General features: G+C 69.0%; 23 protein-coding genes and 1 pseudogene. 9 read left to right on the top strand and 15 right to left on the bottom strand.

Annotated elements, in window-relative coordinates; genetic code table 11:
* The first annotated feature begins 69 nt into the window (after positions 1–69).
* The 3 genes from EPO51_RS17055 to EPO51_RS17045 are packed head-to-tail and all read left to right on the top strand — an operon-like array spanning position 70 to position 3,064.
* Positions 70–1,773: a GMC family oxidoreductase gene (locus EPO51_RS17055; protein ID WP_293352727.1), complete on the top strand. Its 1,704-nt coding sequence runs from the start codon at positions 70–72 to the stop codon at positions 1,771–1,773.
* Positions 1,770–2,375, top strand: a complete 606-nt coding sequence (locus tag EPO51_RS17050) for a gluconate 2-dehydrogenase subunit 3 family protein (protein WP_293352725.1) — start codon at positions 1,770–1,772, stop codon at positions 2,373–2,375. Before EPO51_RS17055 ends, EPO51_RS17050 begins: the two co-directional genes overlap by 4 nt.
* Positions 2,376–2,386: 11 nt before the next feature.
* A complete protein-coding gene (locus EPO51_RS17045; RefSeq protein ID WP_293352723.1) occupies positions 2,387–3,064 on the top strand; it encodes a 3-keto-disaccharide hydrolase in 678 nt (225 codons plus the stop codon).
* Here the strand turns inward: EPO51_RS17045 and EPO51_RS17040 are convergent.
* A complete protein-coding gene (locus EPO51_RS17040) occupies positions 3,061–3,597 on the bottom strand; it encodes a gluconate 2-dehydrogenase subunit 3 family protein (protein WP_293352721.1) in 537 nt (178 codons plus the stop codon). The two genes, EPO51_RS17045 and EPO51_RS17040, sit on opposite strands and share 4 nt — an antisense overlap.
* Position 3,598: 1 nt before the next feature.
* A complete protein-coding gene (locus EPO51_RS17035) occupies positions 3,599–5,332 on the bottom strand; it encodes a GMC oxidoreductase (protein ID WP_293352719.1) in 1,734 nt (577 codons plus the stop codon).
* 117 nt (positions 5,333–5,449) lie between these two features.
* On the opposite strand from EPO51_RS17035, the gene EPO51_RS17030 reads away from it, so the two are divergent.
* Positions 5,450–6,250 carry a 3-keto-disaccharide hydrolase gene (locus tag EPO51_RS17030; RefSeq protein ID WP_293352717.1) on the top strand — a complete coding sequence of 267 codons (801 nt, stop codon included), beginning with the start codon at positions 5,450–5,452 and terminating at the stop codon, positions 6,248–6,250.
* A gap of 1 nt (position 6,251) precedes the next feature.
* Here EPO51_RS17030 and EPO51_RS17025 read toward each other — a convergent pair whose 3' ends face one another.
* From EPO51_RS17025 to EPO51_RS17010, 4 genes are read right to left on the bottom strand one after another with little or no spacing between them, the layout of a single operon-like run.
* Positions 6,252–7,307 (bottom strand): sugar phosphate isomerase/epimerase family protein, encoded by a 1,056-nt coding sequence (locus EPO51_RS17025; protein WP_293352715.1) that lies wholly within the window; start codon positions 7,305–7,307, stop codon positions 6,252–6,254.
* A complete protein-coding gene (locus EPO51_RS17020; RefSeq protein WP_293352954.1) occupies positions 7,304–8,422 on the bottom strand; it encodes a Gfo/Idh/MocA family protein in 1,119 nt (372 codons plus the stop codon). The genes EPO51_RS17025 and EPO51_RS17020 overlap by 4 nt, the downstream gene beginning before the upstream one ends.
* A 26-nt stretch (positions 8,423–8,448) precedes the next feature.
* Positions 8,449–9,369: a sugar phosphate isomerase/epimerase family protein gene (locus EPO51_RS17015; protein ID WP_363200876.1), complete on the bottom strand. Its 921-nt coding sequence runs from the start codon at positions 9,367–9,369 to the stop codon at positions 8,449–8,451.
* A gap of 25 nt (positions 9,370–9,394) precedes the next feature.
* A complete protein-coding gene (locus EPO51_RS17010) occupies positions 9,395–10,609 on the bottom strand; it encodes an MFS transporter (RefSeq protein ID WP_293352713.1) in 1,215 nt (404 codons plus the stop codon).
* 178 nt (positions 10,610–10,787) lie between these two features.
* Between EPO51_RS17010 and EPO51_RS17005 the strand changes: the two genes are divergently transcribed.
* On the top strand, positions 10,788–11,792 hold the full coding sequence (locus EPO51_RS17005) for a LacI family DNA-binding transcriptional regulator (RefSeq protein WP_293352711.1): 1,005 nt from the start codon (positions 10,788–10,790) through the stop codon (positions 11,790–11,792).
* Between the two features lie 43 nt (positions 11,793–11,835).
* Here EPO51_RS17005 and EPO51_RS17000 read toward each other — a convergent pair whose 3' ends face one another.
* The 4 genes and pseudogenes from EPO51_RS17000 to EPO51_RS16985 form a co-directional block, all read right to left on the bottom strand.
* Complete coding sequence (locus EPO51_RS17000; RefSeq protein ID WP_293352709.1) at positions 11,836–12,582, bottom strand: class I SAM-dependent methyltransferase; 747 nt, start codon at positions 12,580–12,582, stop codon at positions 11,836–11,838.
* Between the two features lie 235 nt (positions 12,583–12,817).
* Entirely contained in the window at positions 12,818–12,952 is a 135-nt protein-coding gene (locus EPO51_RS16995; protein ID WP_293352707.1) for a hypothetical protein, read from the bottom strand.
* A pseudogene (locus tag EPO51_RS16990) lies at positions 12,949–13,404 on the bottom strand (integrase core domain-containing protein); the annotation flags it as partial. The gene EPO51_RS16995 and the pseudogene EPO51_RS16990, both read right to left, overlap by 4 nt.
* Positions 13,405–13,714: 310 nt before the next feature.
* Entirely contained in the window at positions 13,715–14,914 is a 1,200-nt protein-coding gene (locus tag EPO51_RS16985) for an SAM-dependent methyltransferase (protein ID WP_293352705.1), read from the bottom strand.
* A gap of 392 nt (positions 14,915–15,306) precedes the next feature.
* On the opposite strand from EPO51_RS16985, the gene EPO51_RS16980 reads away from it, so the two are divergent.
* Both EPO51_RS16980 and EPO51_RS16975 read left to right on the top strand, forming a co-directional pair.
* Positions 15,307–16,344, top strand: a complete 1,038-nt coding sequence (locus EPO51_RS16980; protein WP_293352703.1) for a hypothetical protein — start codon at positions 15,307–15,309, stop codon at positions 16,342–16,344.
* A 25-nt stretch (positions 16,345–16,369) separates the two neighbouring features.
* Positions 16,370–17,452: a 2OG-Fe(II) oxygenase gene (locus EPO51_RS16975; protein ID WP_293352701.1), complete on the top strand. Its 1,083-nt coding sequence runs from the start codon at positions 16,370–16,372 to the stop codon at positions 17,450–17,452.
* Positions 17,453–17,469: 17 nt separating this feature from the next.
* On the opposite strand, the gene EPO51_RS28075 is transcribed toward EPO51_RS16975, so the two are convergent.
* Genes EPO51_RS28075 through EPO51_RS16960 form a run of 4 tightly spaced genes read right to left on the bottom strand, consistent with a single transcriptional unit; the run spans position 17,470 to position 20,120 of the window.
* Complete coding sequence (locus tag EPO51_RS28075; RefSeq protein ID WP_363200872.1) at positions 17,470–17,667, bottom strand: MAPEG family protein; 198 nt, start codon at positions 17,665–17,667, stop codon at positions 17,470–17,472.
* Positions 17,646–17,861, bottom strand: a complete 216-nt coding sequence (locus EPO51_RS28070) for a hypothetical protein (RefSeq protein WP_363200870.1) — start codon at positions 17,859–17,861, stop codon at positions 17,646–17,648. The genes EPO51_RS28075 and EPO51_RS28070 overlap by 22 nt, the downstream gene beginning before the upstream one ends.
* 55 nt (positions 17,862–17,916) lie before the next feature.
* The gene (locus tag EPO51_RS16965; protein ID WP_293352697.1) at positions 17,917–18,618 is read right to left on the bottom strand and encodes a response regulator; all 702 of its coding nucleotides are present in this window, start codon (positions 18,616–18,618) and stop codon (positions 17,917–17,919) included.
* Complete coding sequence (locus tag EPO51_RS16960; protein ID WP_293352695.1) at positions 18,615–20,120, bottom strand: ATP-binding protein; 1,506 nt, start codon at positions 20,118–20,120, stop codon at positions 18,615–18,617. The genes EPO51_RS16965 and EPO51_RS16960 overlap by 4 nt, the downstream gene beginning before the upstream one ends.
* 701 nt (positions 20,121–20,821) lie before the next feature.
* Here EPO51_RS16960 and nhaA point away from each other — a divergent pair.
* On the top strand, positions 20,822–22,018 hold the full coding sequence (gene nhaA, locus EPO51_RS16955; RefSeq protein WP_293352693.1) for a Na+/H+ antiporter NhaA: 1,197 nt from the start codon (positions 20,822–20,824) through the stop codon (positions 22,016–22,018).
* Positions 22,019–22,407: 389 nt separating this feature from the next.
* Complete coding sequence (locus EPO51_RS16950) at positions 22,408–22,722, top strand: hypothetical protein (protein WP_293352691.1); 315 nt, start codon at positions 22,408–22,410, stop codon at positions 22,720–22,722.
* Positions 22,723–23,118: 396 nt separating this feature from the next.
* On the opposite strand, the gene EPO51_RS16945 is transcribed toward EPO51_RS16950, so the two are convergent.
* Positions 23,119–24,072 carry a proline iminopeptidase-family hydrolase gene (locus EPO51_RS16945; RefSeq protein WP_293352689.1) on the bottom strand — a complete coding sequence of 318 codons (954 nt, stop codon included), beginning with the start codon at positions 24,070–24,072 and terminating at the stop codon, positions 23,119–23,121.
* Between the last annotated feature and the right edge of the window lie 16 nt (positions 24,073–24,088).

Genomic DNA, 24,088 nt, shown 5'->3' with positions numbered 1-24,088 from the left:
GGTGCCCGCCGTAAACGATTACATCGGGGAGGAAGCGCGCAATGAACGCGCCGGTGTCGGGAGCTGCGCATGGCCGCGGCTGAACCGTTTGACGTGATCATCGTCGGCTCGGGGGCCGGCGGCGGGATGAGCGCCTACCACCTCACCCGTTCGGGCCTGAAGGTGCTGATGCTGGAGGCCGGGCGGAACTACGACCCGGTCACCGAGACCCCGATGTTCAACATCAACGCCGAGGCGCCGCTGCGCGGGGTCGGTACGCCGGACAAGCCGTTCGGCTTCTACGACGCCACCGTCGACGGCGGCTGGCAGGTGCCGAACGAGCCCTACACCGTGGCCGAGGGCTCCGAGCCCTTCACCTGGTGGCGGCCGCGGATGCTGGGCGGGCGCACCAACCACTGGGGCCGCATCTCGCTGCGCTTCGGGCCGCTGGACTTCAAGCCCCGCAGCCGCGACGGCCTGGGCGACGACTGGCCCATCACCTACGACGACCTAGCTCCCTGGTACGACAAGACCGAGAAGCTGATCGGCGTCAGCGGAGCGGCTCCGCCGCGCAACCTCACCAACACGCCCGACTCACCGGACGGCTGCCTCATGAAGTCGGCGCCGCCCCGGGCCTTCGAGCTGTTCTACGCCCGCGCCTTCGACGCCATGGGTATCCCGGTGGTGCCGATGCACGGGGCCGTGGTCACGGAGAAGATGGAGGGGCGCAACACCTGCCTCTTCGCCACGCCGTGCGGCCGCGGCTGTTCGATCGGCGCCAATTTCCAGAGCACGACGGTGCTGATCCCGCCCGCCATGGCGACCAAGAACCTGACTGTCGTGACCAACGCCTTGGTCTACCAGGTCGACCTCGACAAGGGCGGCAAGGCCAAGGGCGTCAGCTACGTCGACCGGGTGACCGGCGAGCATCATTCGGTCACCGCGCAGGCCGTGGTCCTGGCGGCGGGCTCCGGCGAGACAGCGCGGATCCTGCTGAACTCCAAGAGCACGGCGTTCCCGAACGGCCTGTGCAACACCCACGGCATGGTCGGCCGCTACCTGATGGACAGTGTGGGCCTGGGCGTCGACGGCCAGTTCCCGGCGCTGGAGGGCCTGCCGCCGACCAACGACGACGGCCAGGGGACCCAGCACACCTATGTACCCTGGTGGGGCTACGACAAGCACAAGGAACTTGGCTTCCCGCGCGGCTACCACATCGAGATCAACGGCGGCCGCCGCATGCCCTCGATGGGCCTCTCGGGCCTGCTTCCGGAGGACGAGACCAGCGTCGGGGACGACCTGCGCGGCAAGCTCCGCCAGCGTTTCGGCAGCACCATTGGCTTCGATGGTCGCGGCGAGATGATCCCGAACGACGACTGCTACTGCGAGCTGGATCCGACCGTGAAGGACAAGTGGGGTATCCCGGTCCTGCGCTTCCACTGGAAGTGGGGCGACCACGAGACCCGGCAGGCGGCCCACATGGTGCAGACATTCCTGGAGGTCATCGACCGCCTGGGCGGAAAGCCCCTCGGCAAGGTCGAGACCGATGGCCGCAAGGCCATCTCCAAGGGCGGCGAGATGATCCACGAGGTGGGCACGGTGCGCATGGGCGCTTCGGACGCCGACTCCGTCGTCAACCAGTACGGCCAGACCTGGGCCGTGCCGAACCTGTTCGTCACCGACGGCGCCGTGCTGGTCTCCAGCCCGGACAAGAACCCGACGCTGTCGATCCTCGCGCTCGCCTGGCGGTCCAGCGACCATCTGGCGACCCTGGCCAAGCAGGGGGCCCTATGAGCGAAGAAGCCCCCTACGTCCGCAAGATCGACCGTCGCACGGCGCTCACCTGGATCGGCGTGGTCGGCGCGGCCACCGCGGTCGGCGCCGGCGTCGTGGTCTATGGCCCGAAGATCGGCGGCGAGCCCGAGGCCAAGGGCTATGGCACCGACCCCAAGCTGGCGAAGCCGGAGAAGGCGCCCTGGCCGCGCCTGCTCAGCGACGAGGAACTGCAGGCGGCCTCGGTCCTGTCCGACTTCATCCTACCGGCCAGCGGCGGCGCGCCGGCGGCGAGCGCGCTCGGGATTCCCGACTTCATCGACGAGTGGGTGAGCGCCCCCTACCCCGACCAGCTCAAGGACCGGCCGCTGATCCGCGACGGCCTGAAGGCCCTGGCCAAGAAGAGCACGGCGGAGCGAACCGCGGCGATGACCGCGCTCAGGACCTCCGGCGACGCGTTCTTCAAGCGCTTCCGGCACCTGACCATCGGCGCCTATTACACGACCGAGGAAGGCTTCAAGGACATCGGCTACATCGGCAACATCGCCCGTGAGGTCGACGAGGGCCCGTCCGAGGCGGTGAAGGCGGCGCTGGACGTCCAGCTCAAGAAACTCGGCCTCTAGGAACCATACGAATGAAGATCCTCGCGCTCGGCCTCGCCCTGGCCGTCGTCGCCACCAGCGCGCTCGCGGCCGACAACGTCCTGACTCCAGCCGAACAGAAGGCCGGCTGGAAGCTGCTGTTCGATGGCAAGACCACCGCCGGCTGGCGCGGGTTCAAGACGCCGGAGCCGGACGCGGGCTGGACGGCGAGCGGCGCGCTCAGCCCCGACCCGAAGACGTCCAAGGACATCATGACGAAGGACAGCTTCGAGAACTTCGACCTGAGCTTCGAGTGGAAGATCAGCCCGAGAGGCAATTCCGGCGTCATGTTCCATGTGACGGAGGCCGGCGACGAGACCTACCAGAGCGGGCCCGAATATCAGGTGCTGGACAACGCTCGCGGCGAGCCGCCGCCGGAGCAGGCCGGCGGCCTCTTCGCGCTCTATGCGCCGCAGAACGCGAAGCCGAAGCCGGTGGGCCAGTTCAACCAGTCACGGCTGGTCGTCGATCATGGCAAGGTCGAGCACTGGCTGAACGGCGTGAAGGTGGCCGCCTACGACATGAACTCAGCCGACTTCAAGGCGCGGGTCGCGGCCAGCAAGTTCAAGGCCTGGCCCACCTTCGCCGCCTCGCCGACCGGCCACATCGCCCTGCAGAACCACGGCGACGCGGTGGCCTTCCGCAGCCTGAAGATCCGGCCGCTGCCTTAGGCGGTGGCCCAGGCGCGGCCGATCTCCTTCAGCGGCACACAGCCGCGGTAGTCGCCCGGCACCGGATCGTATCGCAAGGCGATGGTCGCGCCCGGCTCCGACGTGAAATAGCCGATGGTGACCAGCTCCTTCAGGGCTTTGAACGATGCCAGGCCCTCCGTGTCGTAGCGGGTCAACAGGGCGAGCTGCTGGGCGCCGGTCAGGGCGACGAAGGCGGCGCCGTGGGCCGCGCGGGCGTCGCTGTCGATCCGGTCCAGACCGGCCTTGATGCGCGCGGCGTCGGCCGGCTCGTAGTAGTCGGCGACCGCCCGGTCGATGAACTGCGGCACGCCGGCCGCGCGGGCGCCCGGCGAGTCGGTGGCCGGGATGATCAGTTCGGCCACCACGTCCAAGGTGCGCGCCTGCTCGGCGCTCAGCGCCCTGGGCGTCCAGGCCGAGGTCGGGGTCGCCTGGGCCAAGGCGCCGGCCGGCAGGACCAGGGCGGTCCAGAGGGCGCCGAAGCTCAGCGCCGCATCGCGTCGGGTCAGCAGCATTCTAGAGCTCTCCCCGCTTCTTGGCCTCGACCGCGTGGGCGCAGGCCCGGGCGGTCAGCGCCATGTAAGTCAGTGACGGGTTCACGCAGGCGGCGGAGGTCATGGCCGCCCCGTCGGTGACGTAGACGTTCGTACACTCGTGGACCTGATTGTGGGCGTTCAGCACCGAGGTCTTCGGGTCGCGGCCCATCCGCGCCGTGCCCATCTCGTGGATGCCGAGGCCCGGCGAATAGCCGGTGTCGCCGGCGCGGATGTTCTTGAAGCCGGACGCCTCCAGCATCTCGGCCGCAGCGGCGGCCATGTCCTTGCGCATGGCCTTCTCGTTCTCACGGATGCTGACGTTGAAGGTCAGGGTGGGCAGGCCGTATTTGTCCTTCACCGCCGGGTTCAGGGTCACCCGGTTGTCGGCGTACGGCAGGATCTCGCCGAAGCCGCCGAGACGCATGACCCAGGGTCCCGGCTGGCTGAGCGCCGCCTTGCGTTCGGCCCCCAAGCCGCCACCGGTCAGGCTGCGATCCCAGCCCTGGCGCGCCGCCCCGCCCTGGTAGCCGAAGCCCCGGGTGAAGTCGGAGCGCGCGGTGGCCTTGTCGCCGAGGTTGCGGAAGCGCGGGACATAGATTCCGTTCGGCCGCCGCCCCGAATAGTACATCTCCAGATAACCCGGGACCTCGGCCTGGGCGCCGACGCCCAGGTGGTGGTCCATGACATTGCGGCCCAACTGGTCGCTGCCGTTGCCGAAGCCGTTCGGGAACCGCTTGCTGGTGGAGTTCAGCATGATCCAGGCGGTGCTGAGCGCGGAGGCGCAGAGGAAGACGACAGCGGCGTAGAACTCGCTCTCCTCGCCGGTCTGCTCGTCGATGACGCGCACGCCCGTCGCCTTGTTGGTCTTCGGCTCCAGGATCAGCGAGGTGACGATGGAGCCCGGCCGGATCTTCAGGTTGCCGGTGCGCTCGGCCGCCACCAGGGTCGCCGAGTTGGAGCTGAAATAGGCGCCGAACGGGCAGCCCCGAACGCAGAGGTTGCGATTCTGGCACTTGCCCCGGCCCAACGCGAGCTGCTCCTCGGTGGGCGCGGTCAGGTGGGCGCAGCGGCCTATGGTGATCCGGCGCTCGGGAAAGCGCGCCTCGGCCGCCTTCTTGAAGTCCCTCTCGACGCAGTTCATCTCCATCGGCGGCTGGAACTGGCCGTCCGGAAGCTGCGGCAGGCCCTCGGCCTGGCCGCTGACCCCGATGAAGCGCTCGACGTAGTCGTACCAAGGGGCGAGGTCCGCGTACCGGATCGGCCAGTCGACGGCGATCCCCTCGCGCGCGTTGGCCTCGAAGTCGAGGTCGCTGTGGCGATAGGTCTGACGGCCCCAGGTCAGCGAGCGGCCGCCGACGTGGTGGCCTCGGATCCAATCGAAGGGCTTGTCCTCGGTGTAGGGGTTCTCGTCATCCTTGATGAAGAAGTGCTTGGAGTATTCGGTGACGGCGTAACCCGTGCGGCCCTGGACGGGATAGTGGGCCCTCATCTCCGCTGGCGGCAGCTTGCCGCGCGGGTACTTGGCCTCCCACGGATTGGTCTGGGCCGTGGGGTAGTCCTCGATATGACGCACCATCGGGCCGCGCTCGAGCACCAGGGTCTTGAGGCCCTTTTCGGTCAGTTCCTTGGCGGCCCAGCCGCCGGTGATACCGCTGCCGACGACGATCGCGTCGTAGGTGTTCTCTTTTCGCCATCGAGCGTTGAGATTGGCCATGTCCCCTCCCCTTCAGCGGCCTGATCCGGAGTGGTCGGTCGGCAGCGATCGTTGGCTTCTAGGTTCCATGAAATCGATTACACTGCAAGCGAACAACAACGTTTCGGGAGACGCTGAATGACATGGGCCTGTGGAAGGATTGCGGCGGCGGCCCTGGCCTGGGCGGCCCTGCCCCTCAGCGCTTCGGCGCAGGCGGCGGGGCCCTGGAAGCCGATCTTCGACGGCAGGACCCTGGACGGTTGGACGGCCAAGATCGCGCGCCATCCGGTCGGCGAGAACTGGCGTGACACCTTCATCGCCAGGGATGGCGCGATCCAGGTGTCGTACGCGGGCTACGACAAGTTCGCCCTGCAGTTCGGGCACCTGTTCTACAAGACGCCGTTCACGGCCTACCGGCTGCGGCTGAAGTACCGCGTGCTCGAGCCGCCCCTGCCCGACACGCCGGCCTGGGCGCGCGCCAACAGCGGGGTGATGTTCCACAGCCAGAGCCCGGACAGCATGGGGCTGAACCAGCCCTTCCCGGTGTCGGTGGAGTTCCAGATCCTGGGGGCGAACGGCCCGGCGCCACGGCCGACAGGTTCGGTCTGCACGCCAGGCGTCAGCATCACCCTGGCCGGCGTCCGGCAGGCGGAGCACTGCACCACGTCCACCGGTCCGACCATTCCGAACGGGACCTGGACCAAGCTGGAGCTGGAAGTGCTTCCGAACGGCCAGGTGACGGAGCGGATCAACGGCGCGGTCGTCCACCGCTATGCCGATATCGAGCTGGATCCCAACGACCCAATGGCCGCCGCCGACGCCCGCCGCCTGATCGCCGAGCGCAAGGGCGAACTCGCCGTGAAGGGCGGCTACATCGCCCTGCAGAGCGAGGGCCACCCCATCGAGTTCAAGGACATCGAGGTCCAGGCGCTGAAGTAGCTCAGAGCCCCAGCAGCCGCCGGTTGGCGGCGGCGTCGACGCCGGAGCCGGCGAAGTCGTCGAAGGCCCGTTCGGTCACCCGGATGATGTGGTCCCGGATGAAAGGGGCGCCTTCGCGGGCGCCGTCCTCGGGATGCTTCAGCGCGCACTCCCACTCCAGCACCGCCCAGCCCGGATAGTCGTAGGCCGCCAGCTTCGAGAAGATGGCTCCGAAATCGATCTGGCCGTCGCCGGGCGAGCGGAAGCGGCCCGGCCGGTCAACCCAGCCCTGGTAGCCACCATAGACTCCGGAGCGGCCGGTCGGCCGGAACTCGGCGTCCTTCACGTGGAAGGCGCGGATGCGCTCGTGATAGCGATCGATGAAGTCCAGGTAGTCGAGCTGCTGCAGCACGAAATGGCTGGGATCGTAGAGGATGTTGGCGCGGCGGTGGCCGCCGACCTCGTCGAGGAACCGCTCGAAGGTCGCCCCGTCGTGCAGGTCCTCGCCCGGATGGATCTCGAAGCAGGCATCGACGCCGGCGTCCTCGAAGGCGTCCAGGATCGGTGTCCAGCGCCGGCCAAGCTCCGCGAAAGCCTCCTCGATCAGGCCAGCCGGCCGCTGGGGCCACGGATAGAGGTAAGGCCAGGCGAGCGCGCCCGAGAAGGTCGCATGGGCGGTCAGGCCCAGGCGCTGGCTGGCCTTGGCCGCCGCCTTGACCTGGCGCACGGCCCAGGCCTGGCGTTCGAAGGGCTTACCGCGCACCGCTTCCGGCGCGAACCCGTCGAACAGCTCGTCGTAGGCCGGGTGCACGGCCACGAGCTGGCCCTGCAGGTGCGTGGAGAGCTCGGTGATCTGCAGGCCATGGCCGGCCAGCAGGCCGGCGATCTCGTCGCAATAGGCCTGGCTCTCGGCCGCGCGCTCCAGGTCGAAGAAGGAATCGGCGCCGCCCGTGGGCATCTGCACGCCCACATAGCCCAGGCCCGCGGCCCATTCCGCGATGGTGTCCAGGCGATTGAACGGCGCCTCGGTTCCGATGAACTGGGCCAGGAAGATGCCGGGGCCCTTGAGGGTCTTCATGTCAGGCTCCTTGGCATGGCGACCCAGCCGTCGCCGGCGCGGCTGGCGGCCACCGCGGTTTCGACGAAGGCCATGCCACGCACGCCCTCGGCGATGTCGGGGACCAGGCCCGCGTCGGCGCGGCCCTCGCCGATGGCGTCGGCGAAGTCGCGATAGATGTTGGCGAAGGCTTCGACGAAGCCCTCGGGGTGGCCGGTGGGAAGGCGCGACGCGGCCTGCGCCGGCGCGCTGAGATAGGCCGCGCCGGCGTGCAGCACCTGGCTCGGCGCATCCAGCCAGTCGATGGTCAGCTCGGTGTGGCGCTCGTGGCTCCAGGTGAGCCCGCCCTTCTCACCATAGACCTGGATTTTCAAACCGTTGCGCGCGCCGGCTGAGATCTGGGACGCGATGATGACGCCGCGCGCGCCGCCCGCGAACCGCAGCAGCACGTTGCAATCGTCGTCGAGGGCGCGGCCCGGCACGACGGTGGAAACGTCGCCGCACAGGCGCTCGACCCGGACCCCGCCGACGAACTCCGCCAGGTTAAAGGCGTGAACGCCGATGTCGCCGATACAGCCGCCGACCCCCGATTGCGCGGGATCGGACCGCCAGCCGGCCTGCTTGTCGCCGTCGCGTTCGATCGGGCGCGACAGCCAACCCTGGGGATATTCCGCGACGATCTTGCGGACCGCGCCCAGGTCGCCGCGGCGGACGATCTCTCGCGCCTCGCGGACCATCGGATAGCCGGTGTAGACGTGTGTCAGGCCGTAGAGCCGGCCCGAACCGGCGACGACCCCCGCCAACGCCTTCGCCTCGGCCAGATCCAGCGTCGCGGGCTTGTCGCTCATCACGTGCAGCCCAGCCTTCAGGGCCGTCGCCGAGACGTCGAAGTGCAGGTGGTTCGGCGTCACCACCGCCACCATCTCAGCGCCGTCGTCCCGCACCGCCTCCGCCGCGATCATGGCGCGGTAGTCGCCATAGGCCCGATCCGCAGCCACCCCCCAGGCCCCCGCGGCCTCGGCGTTCTTGGTGGCGTCGCGGCTGAAGGCGCCGGCCACCAGCCGGATGCGGCCGTCCAGCTCGGCGGCCATGCGGTGAACCGGCCCGATGAACGAACCCGGGCCGCCGCCCACCATGGCCAGCCGGATGGGCCCGCGCGACGTCACGCCGTGACGCCGGCCAGGTAGTCGTAGCTGATCTTCGCCGCCTCGATGCGCGGCCGCGCGAACGGCGGCTCCTGCTCCACATAGAAGCCGCGCACGCCGGCAGCGTAGGCGGCGGGCAGCAGGGTCTTCCACAGCAGCTTGCCGGAGCCCACCTCGGTCGGGTCCATCTTCAGTTCGAAGTTGGGCTGGGTGTCGGCCTTGATGTCCTTCACGTGCATCAGGCTGAAGCGGCCCTTGTGCCTGGCGAAGAACGCCGCCGGATCGACGCCTGCGGCGGCCACCCAACCGACGTCCAGCTCGAAGGTCACCAGCTTCGGGTCGGTGTTCTTCAGCATGATCTCGAGGCCGGTCGTGTCGCCCAGCGGCGCGAATTCGAAGTTGTGGTTGTGGTAGCCGAGCCTGATCCCCGACTTCGCCAGGACGACCGCCTTCTCGTTGAGGAAGGCGGCGTTCATCTTCCAGTCGTCGGCGGTCAGCTGGGTGAGCACCTCCCGCAGACCCTTTCCCTGCAACCGGTCGGGGATGTAGGGGCTGGGCATGATGGCCGTCTTGACGCCGATCGCCTTGAGTTCGCCCACCAGCTTGGCGAGGTCGCCATCCAGCTGGCCGCGGCCCTGCACGTGGATGTCGGTGCACACGAGCCCTGCGCCATCCAGGGCGCTTCTCATCTGGGCGCCCGTCCGGCCGAGCAGGCCGTGGAGTTCGACCGACTTGTAGCCGATGCCGGCGACCGCCTTCAGCGCCCCGTCCAGGTCCTTCGCCGCGTCGGGGGCCAGGGTGTAGAGTTGGATGCCGATCGGCAGGCCGTGGCGCTTGAAGAACGGCTGAGCCGCCGCCGAGGCTCCGCCGGCGGTCATGGCCGCGACGCCGGCCGCGAGGAAGGCGCGCCTGTGGAGGTCGGTCGAGGTGGGGCGCAAGGGGCGTCTCCTTCGGTTTGGGCGGTCATGCCGCCGCCACGGCTTCAGGTGCGCGGGTGGGCGGCCGGAAGAACAGGGCCAGCAGCAGGACGGCGACCAGCGCCATGCCCGTCGGGACCAGGAACAGGCTCTGGTAATCGACCGCGCCGTCGCCGGTGCGCAGCCGTCCCATCAGGGACGGGAACAGGAAGCTCGCCACCACATTGCCCACGCCCAGGATCAACAGGTTGAACAAGCCCTGGGCGCTGGAGCGAACGTCCTTTGGGAAGGCGGCGTCCACGAAGATGTACACGGTAGCGAAGAAGAAGGCGTAGCAGACGCCGTGCAGCAACTGGACCGCCACGATGGTGGGGATGCTGTCGGCGAAGAAGGCGAACACGGCGAACCGCGCCGCGTGGCCCAGGATGCCGACGATCATTGTGACCTTCCAGCCGAGGCGGATGAGTACGCCCCCGAGCACGAACATGGTCACGATCTCGGCCAGCTGACCCAGGCTCAGCACCACCATGCTGAGGTTGCCGGCAATTCCGACGCGGTCGGTCAGGAAGGCGTCGGCCATGACGAAATAGCCGTTGTGGATCACGCTATCGATGAAGGTGACCAGGAACAGCACCGCCACGAACGGCACGCGCAGCAGCTTCAGCGCCTCGCGCCAGGCCAGCGGATCGGCGCCCGCGGCGTCGCGCTTGGGCGGCGTGTGCGGCAGGGTCAGGCTGTAGGCGGCCAGGACGAACGAGACGATCGCGGCGACCAGGAAGATCCACCGCACCTGCTCCGGCCCAGAATGGGCTCCCAGCAGGAAGACGAAGGGCCAGCTCACCAGCATCCAGCCGACGGTGCCGCCCATGCGCACCGCCCCGAAGTCCCGCGCCGCATTGGGCAGGTTGGCGAAGGCGATGGAATTGGAGACCGACAGGGTCGGCACATAGACCAGGCTGAAGGCCAGGTAGCAGGCGAAGAACGGCCAGAAGCCGGTGGCGAAGGCGCAGCCCACGAGCGCGAGACCGCCCAGCAGGTGGCTGACCGCCATGAACCGTTCGGCCGCGAAATTGCGGTCCGCGAACTGGTTGGAGAAGAAGATGCCCGCCAGCGCCGCGACGCCCCAGGAGCTGCCGACGAGCGACTGCTGCCAGGGCGCGAAGCCCAGCATGCCCATGTAGGGGAACAGCTTCGGCGCCCAGGCGCCCCATACGGCGAGCTGGAGCACCATCATCAGGAAGAGCCGCGCCTGCGCCGTCATGCCTTTGGCCCCTCCCCGGGCGGACCGGCGGCGGGAGCTTTTTTGGATTGCCCCCGTCCACGCGATGTAATCGATTTCACGGATAGCAAAGCCGGTTGACGCAGGCAACCGCCCAACGGCCGCTCGGATCGGGCGCCGTGCGCCTTGAATTGACGGGAGCGTATGGCCAGTGTCGGCCATGGCCACGATTCAGGACGTCGCTCGGAGCGCCGGTGTCTCCACCGCGACGGTATCGCGCGTATTGAGCGCGCCCGAGCTGGTCGCCGAGGCGACGCGCCAGAAGGTGATCACGGCGGTGACGGCGTTGGGCTATGCGCCGAACCAGGCGGCCAAGATGCTGCGCACGCTGCGCACCGAGAAGATCCTGGTGACGGTCCCGGACATCTCCAACCCGTTCTTCTCCCAGGTGATCCGCGGCGTCGAACAAGCCGCCCAGGCGGCCGGATACTCCGTGCTGCTGGGCGACACCCGCCACGAGGCCGAGCGCGAGGACCGTTATGGAGAAATGCTCCGGCGAAAGGAGGCGGATGGCCTGATCTTCCTCGGCCACCGGCTGCCGGAGAGCCTGGCCGACATGGTGCGGACGATGGGGCCGCGCGCGCCGATCGTGAACGGCTGCGAGTTCAGCCCCGGCCTGGGCGTCTCCAGCGCCCACATCGACAACGAGCGCGCCGCCGCCGAGGCGATGGAGCACCTCTATGGTCTGGGCCACCGCCGAATCGGCGTGATCACCGGCCCACTGGCCAGTCCGATCAGCCGCGACCGCCTGACCGGCGTGCACACCGCGGCCCGGGCCAGCGGCCATGGCGCGTCGCTCCGCGTGGAGACCGGCGACTTCTCGATCGAGTCGGGGCTAGCCCGGACCCTGGCCCTGCTGGGCGAGGCGCCGAAGCTGACCGCGCTGTTCTGCTTCAGCGACGAGATGGCGATGGGCGCTCTGGAGGCGCTGCGCGAACGCGGCCTGCGCTGCCCGCAGGATGTCTCGGTCGTCGGCTTCGACGACATCCGGTTCGCCCGACACCTGGACCCGCCCCTGACCACGATCGGCCAGCCGATGGACCGCATCGGGCACGAGGCGGTGCGGCTGCTGCTCGATATCCTCGCCGGCCGCGCCGAGGCGCTGGAGCAGGTCACCCTGCCCCACAGCCTGGTCGTCCGCGCAAGCACGGCGCGGAGCGCCTAGGAAGACCGATCGGCGCGAGGGATCTGTGGGCAGCTGGACCCGCTCACCAGATGACGACGGCCTGACCCGTCGGAATCTCGAGGATCGGCACGCCGCGGCGAGCGAACCACGCCCGTTCTTCCAGATGCTGGGCCTGGTACGGGAGCTGGCCATAGTCGTCGAGCACGATGACGGCGCCGGGCGTCAGCCTCGGCTCGAGGGCGTCCAAGGCTGCGATTTCGGCGGCGGCGTTGTTCATGTCGATATGGGCGAAGCTGATCTTGTCCGGTACGCCCAACGCGAAGCTTTCGGGAACAAAGCCCTTGATCACGGATACGTTCGGCGTCGAGGCGAAGCGCGTCCGCACGCGATCGTAGAGGTCGGGTCCGTGATCGGGCATCGCGTGGTGCGCCATGTCCGGCGAATGCTCGAAGAGGTCGTAGAGAAACACCTGACGTGAACTCAGATCCACCGTGTCCAAGACGATCTTCATGGAGGTTCCAGCGTAGCAGCCGCACTCGACAAAGTCGCCGTCGCGCCGCACCGCTTGTCGGGCCGCCCACACGAGGACGGCCGAGCGCCACAATATGCCCCGTTCGTGCGGGGCCTCTGCATGCCGATCCCAGGCTTGCACGAAGGCTTCATCGTCGAGAAAGCCGAGGTTCCGCGCCCAGACGATCATGGCGTCGGACGAGAACACCCCGGCGTCCGACTTCAGAGCCTCGCGGAGACCCTGCACGCTCTCCCAAAACTTGGGCTGATCCTTCACCGCCCAGTGATACTTGTTCGTTATAAAGCTCTTCCCGGGCATCTCAGGCCTCATGCGCCAACACTAGAGCCTGACTGCAGATAGTTCGAAGGCGTGGAAGACTTCAAGGCACGCCATCTCTGTCACCAGCCGGGCTCTTTCGTTGGCGCGATATCAGCCTCGATTCCGGGCTCTCAAGATAGGGTGGCGAGGCGGCAACCGAACACGCAACGTCCAACGGGCTCCCACAGAGCTCCCACGGAGCCTGAGCCTCAACTCAAGCAGATAGCTTAGAGCCCTAGTCGTCTCCGCCTTCGTAGACGAAGGCGTTGTTCACATGACGGATCGTGGCCGCCGCGACCTGCAAACCGGCGCCGCGCGCCACCCACACCTGGGTCGCCAGTGACCTGCCCCCCGCCGGTCCCTCGATCATTGTGAGAGCCCAGGGGGTTGATAGTTGATCTCCAGCGCCGACGGTAGCGGCCGGCCGGTGGAGTTGATCAAGTTGCGCAGCCGGCCGGCCGCGGGGTTCAGCCGCACCGCTTCCGGCGTGAGGCCGCCATGCGCCGAGTGCGGGCGCACGTGGTTGTAGTCGAGCCGCCAGCGCTCGATCACGGCCCGGGCCTCGGCGAGGTTGGCGAAGACCTCCTCGTTCAGGCACTCGTCGCGCAGCTTGCCGTTGAAGCTCTCGACGAAGCCGTTCTGCTGCGGCTTGCCCGGCGCGATGTAATGCCAGTCGACGCCCGTGCGGTTGGTCCATTCCAGCATGGCCCGGCTGGTCATCTCGGTCCCGTTGTCGCTGACGATGGTCGCAGGCCGGCCACTCCGGGCGATCAGGACGTCCAGCTCGCGGGCGCTGCGATGGCCGCCGATCGAGAAGGATGCCGAGCCGCCGGTAGCCGAAGCGACGCCGTTCCGCCGGGCGCCAGAAGCGGAACTTGGGCTCAGGCCAGAAGGCGGACATGCGCGAAGGGACCCCGACGTCGTCCGCTTCGCGGGCCCCCGGAACTCCCGCGACGGCTCAGGACAGGGTTGCCCCCCAAACGCGTGGTGGAGAGCAGTGGACTCGAACCGCGGACCCTTCTGGCCGATGTCCCAGTTGCGTCCCGGCCGGTCGACACGAGCGTCCGCTCGTCGGCGAGACCCTATTGGTTGCACTCAATCTGTTACCGAGTGGGCGGTGTGGGAGTGATCCTCAGCCTCGACCCGAGGCTTCGGGGCCCATGTAGTCCCGCGTGATCGGAACGGCGTCGCGGCGTTTGGCCAACTGGATCTGGACGTTCATGTGGCCGCCGTAGCGGAACCCCATCTCCGACCCCGCCAGGTAGAACTCCCACATGCGCCGGAACCGGGCATCGTAGAGGTTGGGGATCTCAGGATCGGCGAGGAAACGCTCCCGCCAATGGCGAAGGGTGAGCGCATAGTGCAGGCGCAGCACTTCCATGTCGGTGATCCACAGGCCCACCTCCTCGACCGGCTTCACGATCTCGGAGACCGCCGGCACATAGCAGCCGGGGAAGATGTACTTGTGGGTGAAGGCGTCGGTGACCTTGGGCCCGTCCATGCGGCCGATGGAATGGATCAACGCCACCCCATCGTCCGTCAGCAGGCGCTTCACCGTCGCGAAGTACTCATAGAGGTGGGGCGCCCCCACGTGCTCCAGCATCCCCACCGACACGATGCGGTCGAACTTCCGATCGACGTCGCGGTAGTCGGTAAGCTGGAAGTCCACGTGGCCGTCCAGTCCGGCCGCTCGAACCCTTTCGCGGGCCAACTCCAGCTGTTCAGTCGACAGCGTCACGCCGGTGACCTTGGCGCCATAGTCGCGGGCCAGCGTCATGGCGAGGCCGCCCCAACCTGAACCGATGTCCAGCACCGTCTGTCCGGGACGGATCATCAGCTTGTCGGCGATGTGCTTCTTCTTGGCGGCCTGGGCGTCCTCCAGGGTCATGTCCGGCCGCTCGAAATACGCGCAGGAATATTGCAGGTCGGCGTCCAGGAAGCGCCGGTAGAGCTCGTTGGAGAGGTCATAGTGGTGGGCCACATTGCGGCGCGCGGCGGCGCGCGAGTTCGCCTGCTGCCGGCCCCGCTTGAACTCCCGCTTCAGCCTCTGCGCCCAGGAATCGCGACGTGGCTTCGGCGCGCGCGCGCCGCTGCGGCCGGCGATCTCCAGCAGCTCCCACATATTCCCCTGCTCGAGCACCAGGTCGCCGTTCATGTAGGCTTCGCCCACTCCGAGTGAAGGTTTGGCCAGAATGCCGCGTACCGCCTTCGCATTGACCCGAATGGCCACGGTGGGCGCGGCGCCGTCCCCCACCCGCATCGTCCGTCCACCCGGCAAATGGATGGTCAGGTCGCCGACCTTGATCGTTCGCTGAAGGAAATCCTCGATCATCACCCCGAAGACTGCGGCGCCCCGTCGAGGAGGACAAGCGGCCAGTCCCGGCGTGCCGGGCCCCCGACAGGGTACGCATACGGGGGCCTCGACGATGGCGACGCCGAAAGGACGTCCGGGAACAATCGATCGCGCGGCTCCCCACGGGCGGCGCGGAGAGTCTCGATCGGGGCCTCCTACTTTGGGAGCGTCAGGGGCGCCGGGCATCACAAGGGCGTGGGAGGCCCTGACAACATGTTGAACACCCGCAAGGCCGGCCCCGGTCTTCGTAAGACCGCACCGAGGACCACGGTCCGCGGAGCCCAAGCTTCGCTGTCCTTATAAGTTTCTCAGAATTGCGCCCCCCGCGAACGACGGCATGTTCCCGCCCGTGACGCGACTGGAGGGGAACGGTGCAAGACGAGGCCTTTGACTGGGATCCCGTGCGAACGGGCCTGCCTATTGACGCGGATGCGGCGGCGGCGAGCACGCGCCTCCCGACACCGATCGCGCCGCTGGCGGCGCCGGACGACAAGGTCGCGGACCCCGCGGCGATCACCTTCGACCCCCCGCTCCCGGTCGAAGCCCCGGGCGACGGGCCGCCGCTGCTCGTCGAACGCGACGGCGTCTTCCCGGCTGAGGTCGCGCCCGAGGGCATGGCCACGCGGGAGTCGTGGCTGAGCGGCCTCTCGGCGCCCGCCCCGGAGGGCGAGATCGATCCGGCGCAGATCCTGCGGGACCGATCCGACGTCTACGCCGCCTTCTACCGGGACTTCTACGGCGCCAACAACGACCGCAACTCGCCGGCCTGGGTCGACCGGGTCGGCGGCGAGACGCCTGAGGACTACGCCCGCTACTGGTACAACGCCCACGGGCGCTTCGAAGGCTATACGCCGGACTCGGGCTTCCAGGGCGCGCCGGCGGAGGGCGGGGCTGAGGCGCCGGCCGGCCGCACCACCCTCGACGGCATTCCGCTCTCGAAGATCCTGAGCGACCGCCCCGACGTGTTCCAGGCCTTCTTCACGGAATACTACGGCCCCAACAACGACCGGAATTCCGACGCCTGGGCCGAGCGCGTGGGCGGGACGACGGTCGAGGACTACGCCAACTACTGGTACAACGCCCACGGCAAGGTCAGCGGCTACGTTCCGAGCGGAACCGCCCCGGCCGCCGACCCCGGCCCCGGCCCGGTGACGGCCCCCGATCCCTCCGCCGGGGCGGATGTCGAGCCGCTCCCGGCCGAGGACCCGTCCCTCGATCCCTGGAACCATCCCGCGATCTATCCGGACTGGCAGCCGCCGTACCCCGGCTGGACGCCGCCGACCGCGGGATCCGGCGACGCCGCCCCCGCGGGCTCGGCGGCCGAGGATCCGTTCATCTACTCGGATCCGGAATCGCCGATGCTGCGCATCGTCCCCGGTCAGTCACTGTTCGACGACGGCGGCCTCTAACGCCCGCGAGAGACGAGACTCGACCATGAGCCTGCCCGCGGGCATCCCGGCCCCGCTGTTCAGCGCGCCCTCGCCGATCAATCCGAAATTCGCGTTCGGAAGCCTCGGCGGGCGCTACATCCTGCTGGGCTTCCTGCCGCACCCCGGGCCGGAGCGCGACGCGGCCCTGCAGCTCATCCAGGACCATGCCGCCCTCTTCCGCGACGACCGGATTCTGTTCTTCGGGGTGCTTCCGGACGCGGAGTCCTACGCCAAGGCCCAGAACGAGCCGCCCTGCCGCTGGTTCGCCGACCTCGAAGGCGAGCTGCGGCGGCTCTACCATGCCGTCGACGCGTCCGGCGGCCTGCAGCCCCTCTGGGTCCTGATCGACCCGATGTTGCGGATTCTCGGTTCCGCGCCGCTCGCCCGGGGTCCCGAGGTGATCGCCCAGCTGGCGCGCCTCGGCGACCCGGACGCCCACGCCGGGGTCCCGGTGCATGCTCCGGTGCTTATCGTCCCGCGCATCTTCGAACCGCAGCTGTGCCGCCGGCTGATCGAGGTCTACCAGGCGGACGGCGGCGCCCCTTCAGGCACCATGGTCGAGCGGGACGGTAAAACGGTCGGCATGCTCAGCGATTTCAAGCGGCGGCGCGACGCGAGCATCACCGACGAGGTCCTGATCGCCGAATGCCGCGGGCGCTTGCGGCATCGGCTGCTGCCGCAGATCGAGAAGGCCTTCCAGTTCAGCACCACCCACATCGAGCGCTACATCGTCGCTTGCTACGACGCCGACGACGGGGGCTGGTTCAATCCGCACCGGGACAACACCACCCTCGGCACGGCGCACCGGAAGTTCGCGGTCTCCATCAACCTGAACGCCGACGAGTTCGAGGGCGGTGACCTGCGCTTTCCGGAGTTCGGGCGGCGAACCTATCGTCCGCCGACCGGCGGGGCGGTGGTCTTCTCCTGCTCGGTGCTGCACGAGGCCACCCAGGTCACCAAGGGCACGCGCTACGCCTTCTTGCCGTTCCTTTATGACGCGGCCGGCGCAGTCGTCCGCGCGGCCAACGTGCATGCGCTCGATGTGTCGGACCCAGCCGCGCCGGCGATCGAACCCGCGGAACGCTGACGCGCCGGGAACGGGCCTCAGACCACGACGTCCGCCATCACAAACACGAGCCCGAGGGCCACAAGGTTCCAGCTGAAGGTCCGCAGCCAGGGAACGCCCCAGGCGTAGAGGGGCAGGAAGGCAATACGCCCGGCGACATAGGCGACCGCGCCGAACGCGCTCCATGGCCCCTCTTCCCGCAGGATCGCCAGCATCAGGACCGCGCCCACGAACACCGCGAAGGTCTCGGGGAAGTTCCGCTGGGCCCGGACGAGCCTTCCCGCGCCATACCCGTGGGCTGCAGGTCCTCGTCCCGCGGCTCGACGGTGTAGCGGTTGCCCACCTGGGCCTTGAAACTGAACGACGCTGCGATCAGGTGCACGAGCGCAAGGCCCATGGCGGCATAGAGGCGCCAGCACTCGACCGACATCCCACTCCTCCCACAGGCCAGCCCGCCGTCCGGCGCACCCGAAAAACGAGATCGCTCATGAGCCGTCGTCGTCCTCCGCCACGAGGCGGTAGCCCAGTCCGGGCTCCGTGGTCACGAGCCGCGGCGCCGAGGGCTCGGCCTCCAGCTTCTGCCGCAGCTGGCCCACCAGCACGCGGACGAACTGGGCGTCCACCTGGGCGCCAGCCCCCCAGACCGCGGCGATCAGCTGACGATGGGTGACCACCCGGCCGGCATGGCGCGCCAGCACCCGGAGCAGGTCGTACTCCCGAGGCGTCAGGCGCACCTCGTGGCCCTCGATCGTCACCCGGCGCAGGGCGAAGTCGATGGCCAGGTCCGCGGCGCGGAACTGCGCCTGCGAGCGGAAACGGCGCTCCCGGCCGCGCAGGCTGGCGCGGACCCGGGCCAGCAGCTCGCCCACCCCGATCGGCTTGTTGACGAAGTCGTCGGCCCCGGCGTCGAGGGCCGCGATCTTCTCGCTCTCCAGGTCGCGCGCCGACAGTACGATGATCGGGGCGGCGGACCACTCCCGGATCCGCACGATCACCTGCTTGCCGTCGAGATCCGGCAGACCGAGATCAAGGATGACGACGTCGCAGGGCTCGCCGGCCAGCTGGGTCAGGGCGCCTTCCCCGGTGACTGCGACGTCCACCGTATAGCCGGCGGCCTGCAGCGCGGGCGTCAGGGCGCGGACGATCTGCGGCTCGTCGTCGACGAGCAGGAGGCGCGGCCCGCTCACGCCGACACCGCCTCGAGGCTGAACCGCATCACCAGTCCGGGCGCGCCGTCCGAGCGGTCGCCGGCGACCACCTGACCGCCCATGACGGTCATCAGGCCCCGGCTGATCGACAGGCCGAGGCCGGTGCCCGCGGTGTCCGCGGCGCCGGGCGCGCGATAGAACTTCTCGAAGATGCGCTCGAAGTCATGCCCGGCGACGCCGGGTCCGCTGTCCATCACCTCGACGATGACCTCGTCGTCCTCCGCCCTGGCCGCGATCGACAGGACGGAGTCCGACGGCGTGTATCGGAACGCGTTCTCGACGGCGTTGCCCAGCGCCTGCTCGAAGAGCACCGGGTCGCCGAGCGCTTCGGGCAGTCCGGCCGCGGCCGCCGTGGAGATACAGCGCCGGTGATTGCGGTTGCGGCGCTGAAGGGTGCGCTGGATGACCTCCGGCACATTGAAGGGCGCCCGCTGGATCTGCAGGGCGCCGGCCTCGAGCCGGGTCATGTTGAGCAGGTTCGCCACGAAGAGGTCGAGGCGCTCGGCCTCCTCCTGGATGGTGGTCACCAGATCCTGGCGCGTCGCGGCGTCAAACGTCTCGCCGAAGGCGTCGAGGCTGCTGGCGGACGCCAGGATCGCGGCCAGGGGCGTCCGCAGGTCGTGCGAGATCGAGGACAGGAGCGCGTTGCGGAGGTCCTCGGTGCGCGCCCGCGTCTCCGCCTCGGCCTTGCCGGCGGCGAGCCGCGCCCGTGAGATCGCCGCCGCGCCCGTGTCGACCAGAATGCCGAGCACCGTCTGTTCCTCCTCGCTCAATGGGCCGCCGCCCAGGGGCCGCCAGGCGACGATGCCGAGCGGGGCCTCGCCGGCGCTCAGCGTCCGGAGGCTCCAGCCGTTCACCTGCTGTGTCGCGCGCGCCGGCGCGGGGTTGCGCCCCTCCGCCGCCCGCAACATGCGCACCGCATCGTCCGCCAGCTTGGCGGTGGGCGCGCTGACGTAGCTGGGGCCATCATGCACCGCCGCCTCGCCCCGCGCGGCGCGCGCCATGTGGTGCGCCAGCCGTGCGCGGATGAAGGCCTCGTCGGAACTGGCCGAGAACTCCTGGGTGGCGTCCAGCAGCGCCCCGTTGACCCGCTGCCGCGCCTTGGCGCGCGCGGCCTCGTCCCGGACCCGGCCCGTGAGCAGGCCGGTGAGCGCGGAGACCGCCAGGAACATCATCAGGACGTTGAAATCGTCCGGCGAGCCGAAGGTGAACTGGAACCGGGGATCGACGAGGAAGAAGTAGACGAAGAAGGCCGCCACGGCGGCGAGATAGGCGGGTCCCGAGCCCAGCAGGAACGCCGCCAGCAGGACGCCCGCGATGAAGATGCTCGAAAGCCGGTCGCTGCCGGTGCCCCGATAGACGAGCTCGGCGACCCCCGTGGTCAGGCCGATGATCGGGATGACGGCCGCATAGCGCAGCGTCTGGCGCAGCGCCGCCTTCAGCCGGTTTCCATCGTCAGGCTCGGAAGACACCCACCACATGCGCTCACGTTCCCCAAGGGTCGGGCCGGGTCAATTATGCCGTCCTTACGGGGTCTCGCGCGCCGCCTTCCTTATAAGTTCCTTATGCTTGGTCTTGGGGCCATCGGCGCGCGATGACTTCCGGGAAGGTTCACCCGCCTCAAAGGCGCCCATCGAGTCCCCCCATGCCTCACATCCTGGGCGTCGGGCGAACCTTCAACGGAGATCGGATGGATCGGAGCCTTGAGCTGCGGCGGGCTACCATCTCCTTCGGCAAAGAACGATCCCTCGATCCGGCTCGAACGAGGACGCCTGGGCGCGGAACCGCAACGCCGGGACCGTGGTCATCGGCCTCGGGTCGCCGTGCCCCCCGAGGACTGCCGCGAGCGCCGGGTCGGGCTCGGCGTGACGGAGTCCGAACTGGCCCGTCACGCGGGTCTCGTGGAGCGCACCGTCGTGCGGTTCGAGGCCGTGGCTCGCCCGCCCGCGACCGGTGACGCTTGTCGCGCTGCGCAAGGGATTCCGGCGGCTGTCGCAGGCCCAGTCGCAGGACGCCTGAGCCTCGACCCGTTGGGGCCCGGGCGTCCGTCCGAACCTGCCGGCGAGCTGGCCGGCGCATTTGCTGCGGATTCGGCGGCAGGGCTGGTAAACGCGCGTCGAGCCCCTTGCGAGCGCGGCGCGAAACACCGACGACGCGCGGCCGCTGATCCCAACGGAGTTCCATGACCCCGCCCCGCCCCCCTGCCAGAACGTCCGTGCTTCGCGAATTCCTCGACAGCGAGGCCGCCGGCGGTGTGCTGCTGATGGGCGCCGCGGCCCTGGCCCTGTTCATCGCCAACTCGCCGCTCTCGAAGGACTACATCGACCTGCTGCACGCCCATGTCGGCGGCCTCAGTGTCCTGCACTGGATCAACGACGGCCTGATGGCCGTGTTCTTCCTGTTCGTCGGGCTCGAGATCAAGCGCGAGTTCCTCGACGGCCAACTCTCGACCTGGGCCAACCGCGCGCTGCCCGGCATCGCCGCGGCCGGCGGCGTGGCGGTCCCGGCGCTGATCTACGTGGCGATCAACGCCGGCAGCCCGGAGACCCTGCGAGGCTGGGCCATTCCCACGGCGACCGACATCGCCTTCGCCCTGGGGGTCCTGTCCCTGCTCGGCTCGCGCGTGCCCACCAGCCTGAAGGTCTTCCTGGCCACGCTGGCGATCGTCGACGACGTGGTGGCGGTCCTGGTGATCGCCGTCTTCTACACCGCGGAGATCAACCTCGCCGCGCTCGCCGGCGCCGGTGTGACGACGCTGCTGCTCGTGGCCCTGAACCGCCTCAAGATCTTGCGCCTGGCGCCCTACGTCGTCCTGGGCGTTGCCCTTTGGTGGCTGGTGCTGCTGTCCGGGGTCCATGCCACCGTCGCGGGCGTCGTCCTGGCCATGACCATCCCGCTGCGCCGCATCAAGGGCGCGCCCGACGACATGACCTCCCCTCTCCACCGGCTGGAACACGGTCTTTCGCCCTGGGTCGCCTTCCTGGTGGTTCCCGTCTTCGGGTTCGCCAACGCCGGGGTCTCCTTCGCGGGCATGACTCCGGCCATCGCCCTGGAGCCGATCACCTTGGGCGTCGCCGTCGCCCTGTTCGTGGGCAAGCAGGTCGGTGTGTTCGGCGCCGCCGCCCTCGCCATCAAGCTGCGCCTCGCGAACGTGCCGGTGGCGGCCTCATGGGCGCAGCTCTACGGCGTCAGCCTGCTCTGCGGGATCGGCTTCACCATGAGCCTGTTCATCGGCCTCCTGGCGTTTCCGAACCCGGCCCTGCAGGACGAGGTGAAGGTGGGCGTGCTGCTCGGATCGCTGGTCTCAGCCCTGTGCGGCGCGGCGCTGCTGAGCGTCGCCAAGCGCGAGCCGCCTAAGACCCGGGCCCTGGACGCCTGAGCCATCGCGGACCCGGGGGCCGCGAAGGCGGTCAGGACGCACCGGCCCCAACGAGTCCGAAGAGGTCATGGATGTGGCTGCAACCCGCCTGAGGCCCGATCCGCCCGACAAGCGGCCGGTTTTGCTTGTGGTGTGAAGGAGCCGGATTATCCTCTGCGCAGACATTGGGTCGCGCATGCGACCGGGCTGGCGCTCCGAAGAGCGAATCCAGTCAGGCGTCCGTCAATAACCTGACGCCATGAGCGCTCACCTTTCGGGAGGTCGCCGTGGCGAACAGACAAAGAGCCTACGCTCAGCGGGTGGGTGCGGCGGATTCAGGGACGACACGGACACCAAGCCCGAGCGCCCTCGACGTCGGTCGCCGGGGCGGCTTCGCCAGGCGGAACCCGTTGGACACCCCCCGTGAACCCGGGATGGGCTGGCTGGCCCTTCTGCCGCTCGGCGCTGCGGCGGCGTTCGTCGCCTTTGGCTTGGTCGCCCAGAAGGCCACTGAGGAGCGGCGGATTCGCGCCGTCGAGGCCACCATCTTTGCGACCGGCCGCGCCGGCCCCGTCCACGTCGAGCCCATACGGGGCGACGAATGCTGGCGGGCTAGCGAAGGCTTCCGCTGGCGCGTAGGGTCGGAGGAAGGCTGGGCCTGCGCCGGGCCGGGCGACCAGGTCTCACTCCGGGGCGCGTCGCGCCGGATTCCCCACGACCCATGATGGTAGCGTACTTGCCTGCACGGCGTTCGCACCGCCATGGCGTGGTCTCAGGCGGGCTTCGGAGCGCCGCCGGCACGCCGACGAGTGCCGCTTACTTGCCGGGGCGATCTGTCCACACATTTTGCCCCTGCGACATTTGCGCGAACGCGCCTGAACTGCGTCTTGGTCGTCCGCCGCAATAGGGCGGGGAAGATGGGTCCCGAACGACCGACCCGCAGGACAGAGATGCGCCAGAAGTTGAAGTTGGGATCCGATCCGGAAGCGGACATCCGTCGGCACGTTCTCTGAAGCCGGCGGCTCGGCGCGCCCGAAGGCAGCTATCCCCCGCTGAAAGTTGGGAAAAGTCGCCCGGCGAAACCCTGATCGTCCAACTCACGCCGCTCCAGCAGCCGTTGCTCACACCGAGCGGTCGAACCTGGAGCACCATGTGGAGATCAACTCCAAGAATGCCGCGGGCCGGTCGGCGAGGATCGCGTGGGCGGACCCTTTAACCTCCCGGAATGTCGAGCCCGGGACACGGCGCGCGAACCCGGCCACGGTCGCCGGCGTCGCCTCGTCGTACTCTCCGCACACGAAGAGCGTTCGAGGGCCGTTCAGTTTCTTGAGCAGCGGCTCACCATTGTAGTCTGCCAGGACGCCGGAGGCGGAGAACTCGCTCTTGCCCCACATCTGCTCATAGACCACCCGCCCGGCCTGTCGCGGCTGGCGGCCCGCATAGTCCGCCAACAGTGGGCTGCGCACCGTGGAGCGACGGACGTACGCGTCATAGTAGGCCTTGGTCGCCGCGTCGCAGACGGTGGCGTCCGGCGGCGGGGCCGCATCGCACGCGGTCAGAGTATCCCGCGTCTCGGCCGGGAGTTGACGCCGAAGCCTCGCCGCGTCGGCCATCCACGATCGCGTAGAGACCAGGGGCGATTGGACGATCAGACTCTGCAGCGCCCGCGGACGCCGTGCGCCATATTCGAGAGCAAGCGTGCCGCCCCAGCTGCCGCCGCCCACGTGCCAGCGCTCGACGCCAAGCGCTTCGCGAATGCGATCCAGTTCATCGACGAACCGCGGCACGCGCCAGTTGGCGGGATCCTCCGGCGCGTCCGAGCGTCCGCTGTCCAGCTGGTCGTAGAGGATGACAGCGCGATCATCGGCCAGCGCGGTGAGGGGCAGCAAACCGATGTGGTTCCCGCCGGGACCGCCGTGCATGTAGATCAGCGGCGGGCGCCGGGACGTCAGATCGCCGTTTACCCGCACATATATCCGACCGCCCTCGACCGGGACCATCAGCTCCTTGTCCGGCTCCAGCCGGATCGGGAGGGATTGGGCCACGGCCCGCGGAGCCAGCGCGCCGAACGCCAATCCCCCCAGGCAGGCG

Source organism: Phenylobacterium sp. (assembly GCF_004297125.1).
Lineage (GTDB): Bacteria > Pseudomonadota > Alphaproteobacteria > Caulobacterales > Caulobacteraceae > Phenylobacterium.
The sequence above is the reverse complement of the archived record's forward strand: the minus strand, read 5'-3'. Positions and strand labels throughout refer to the sequence as shown.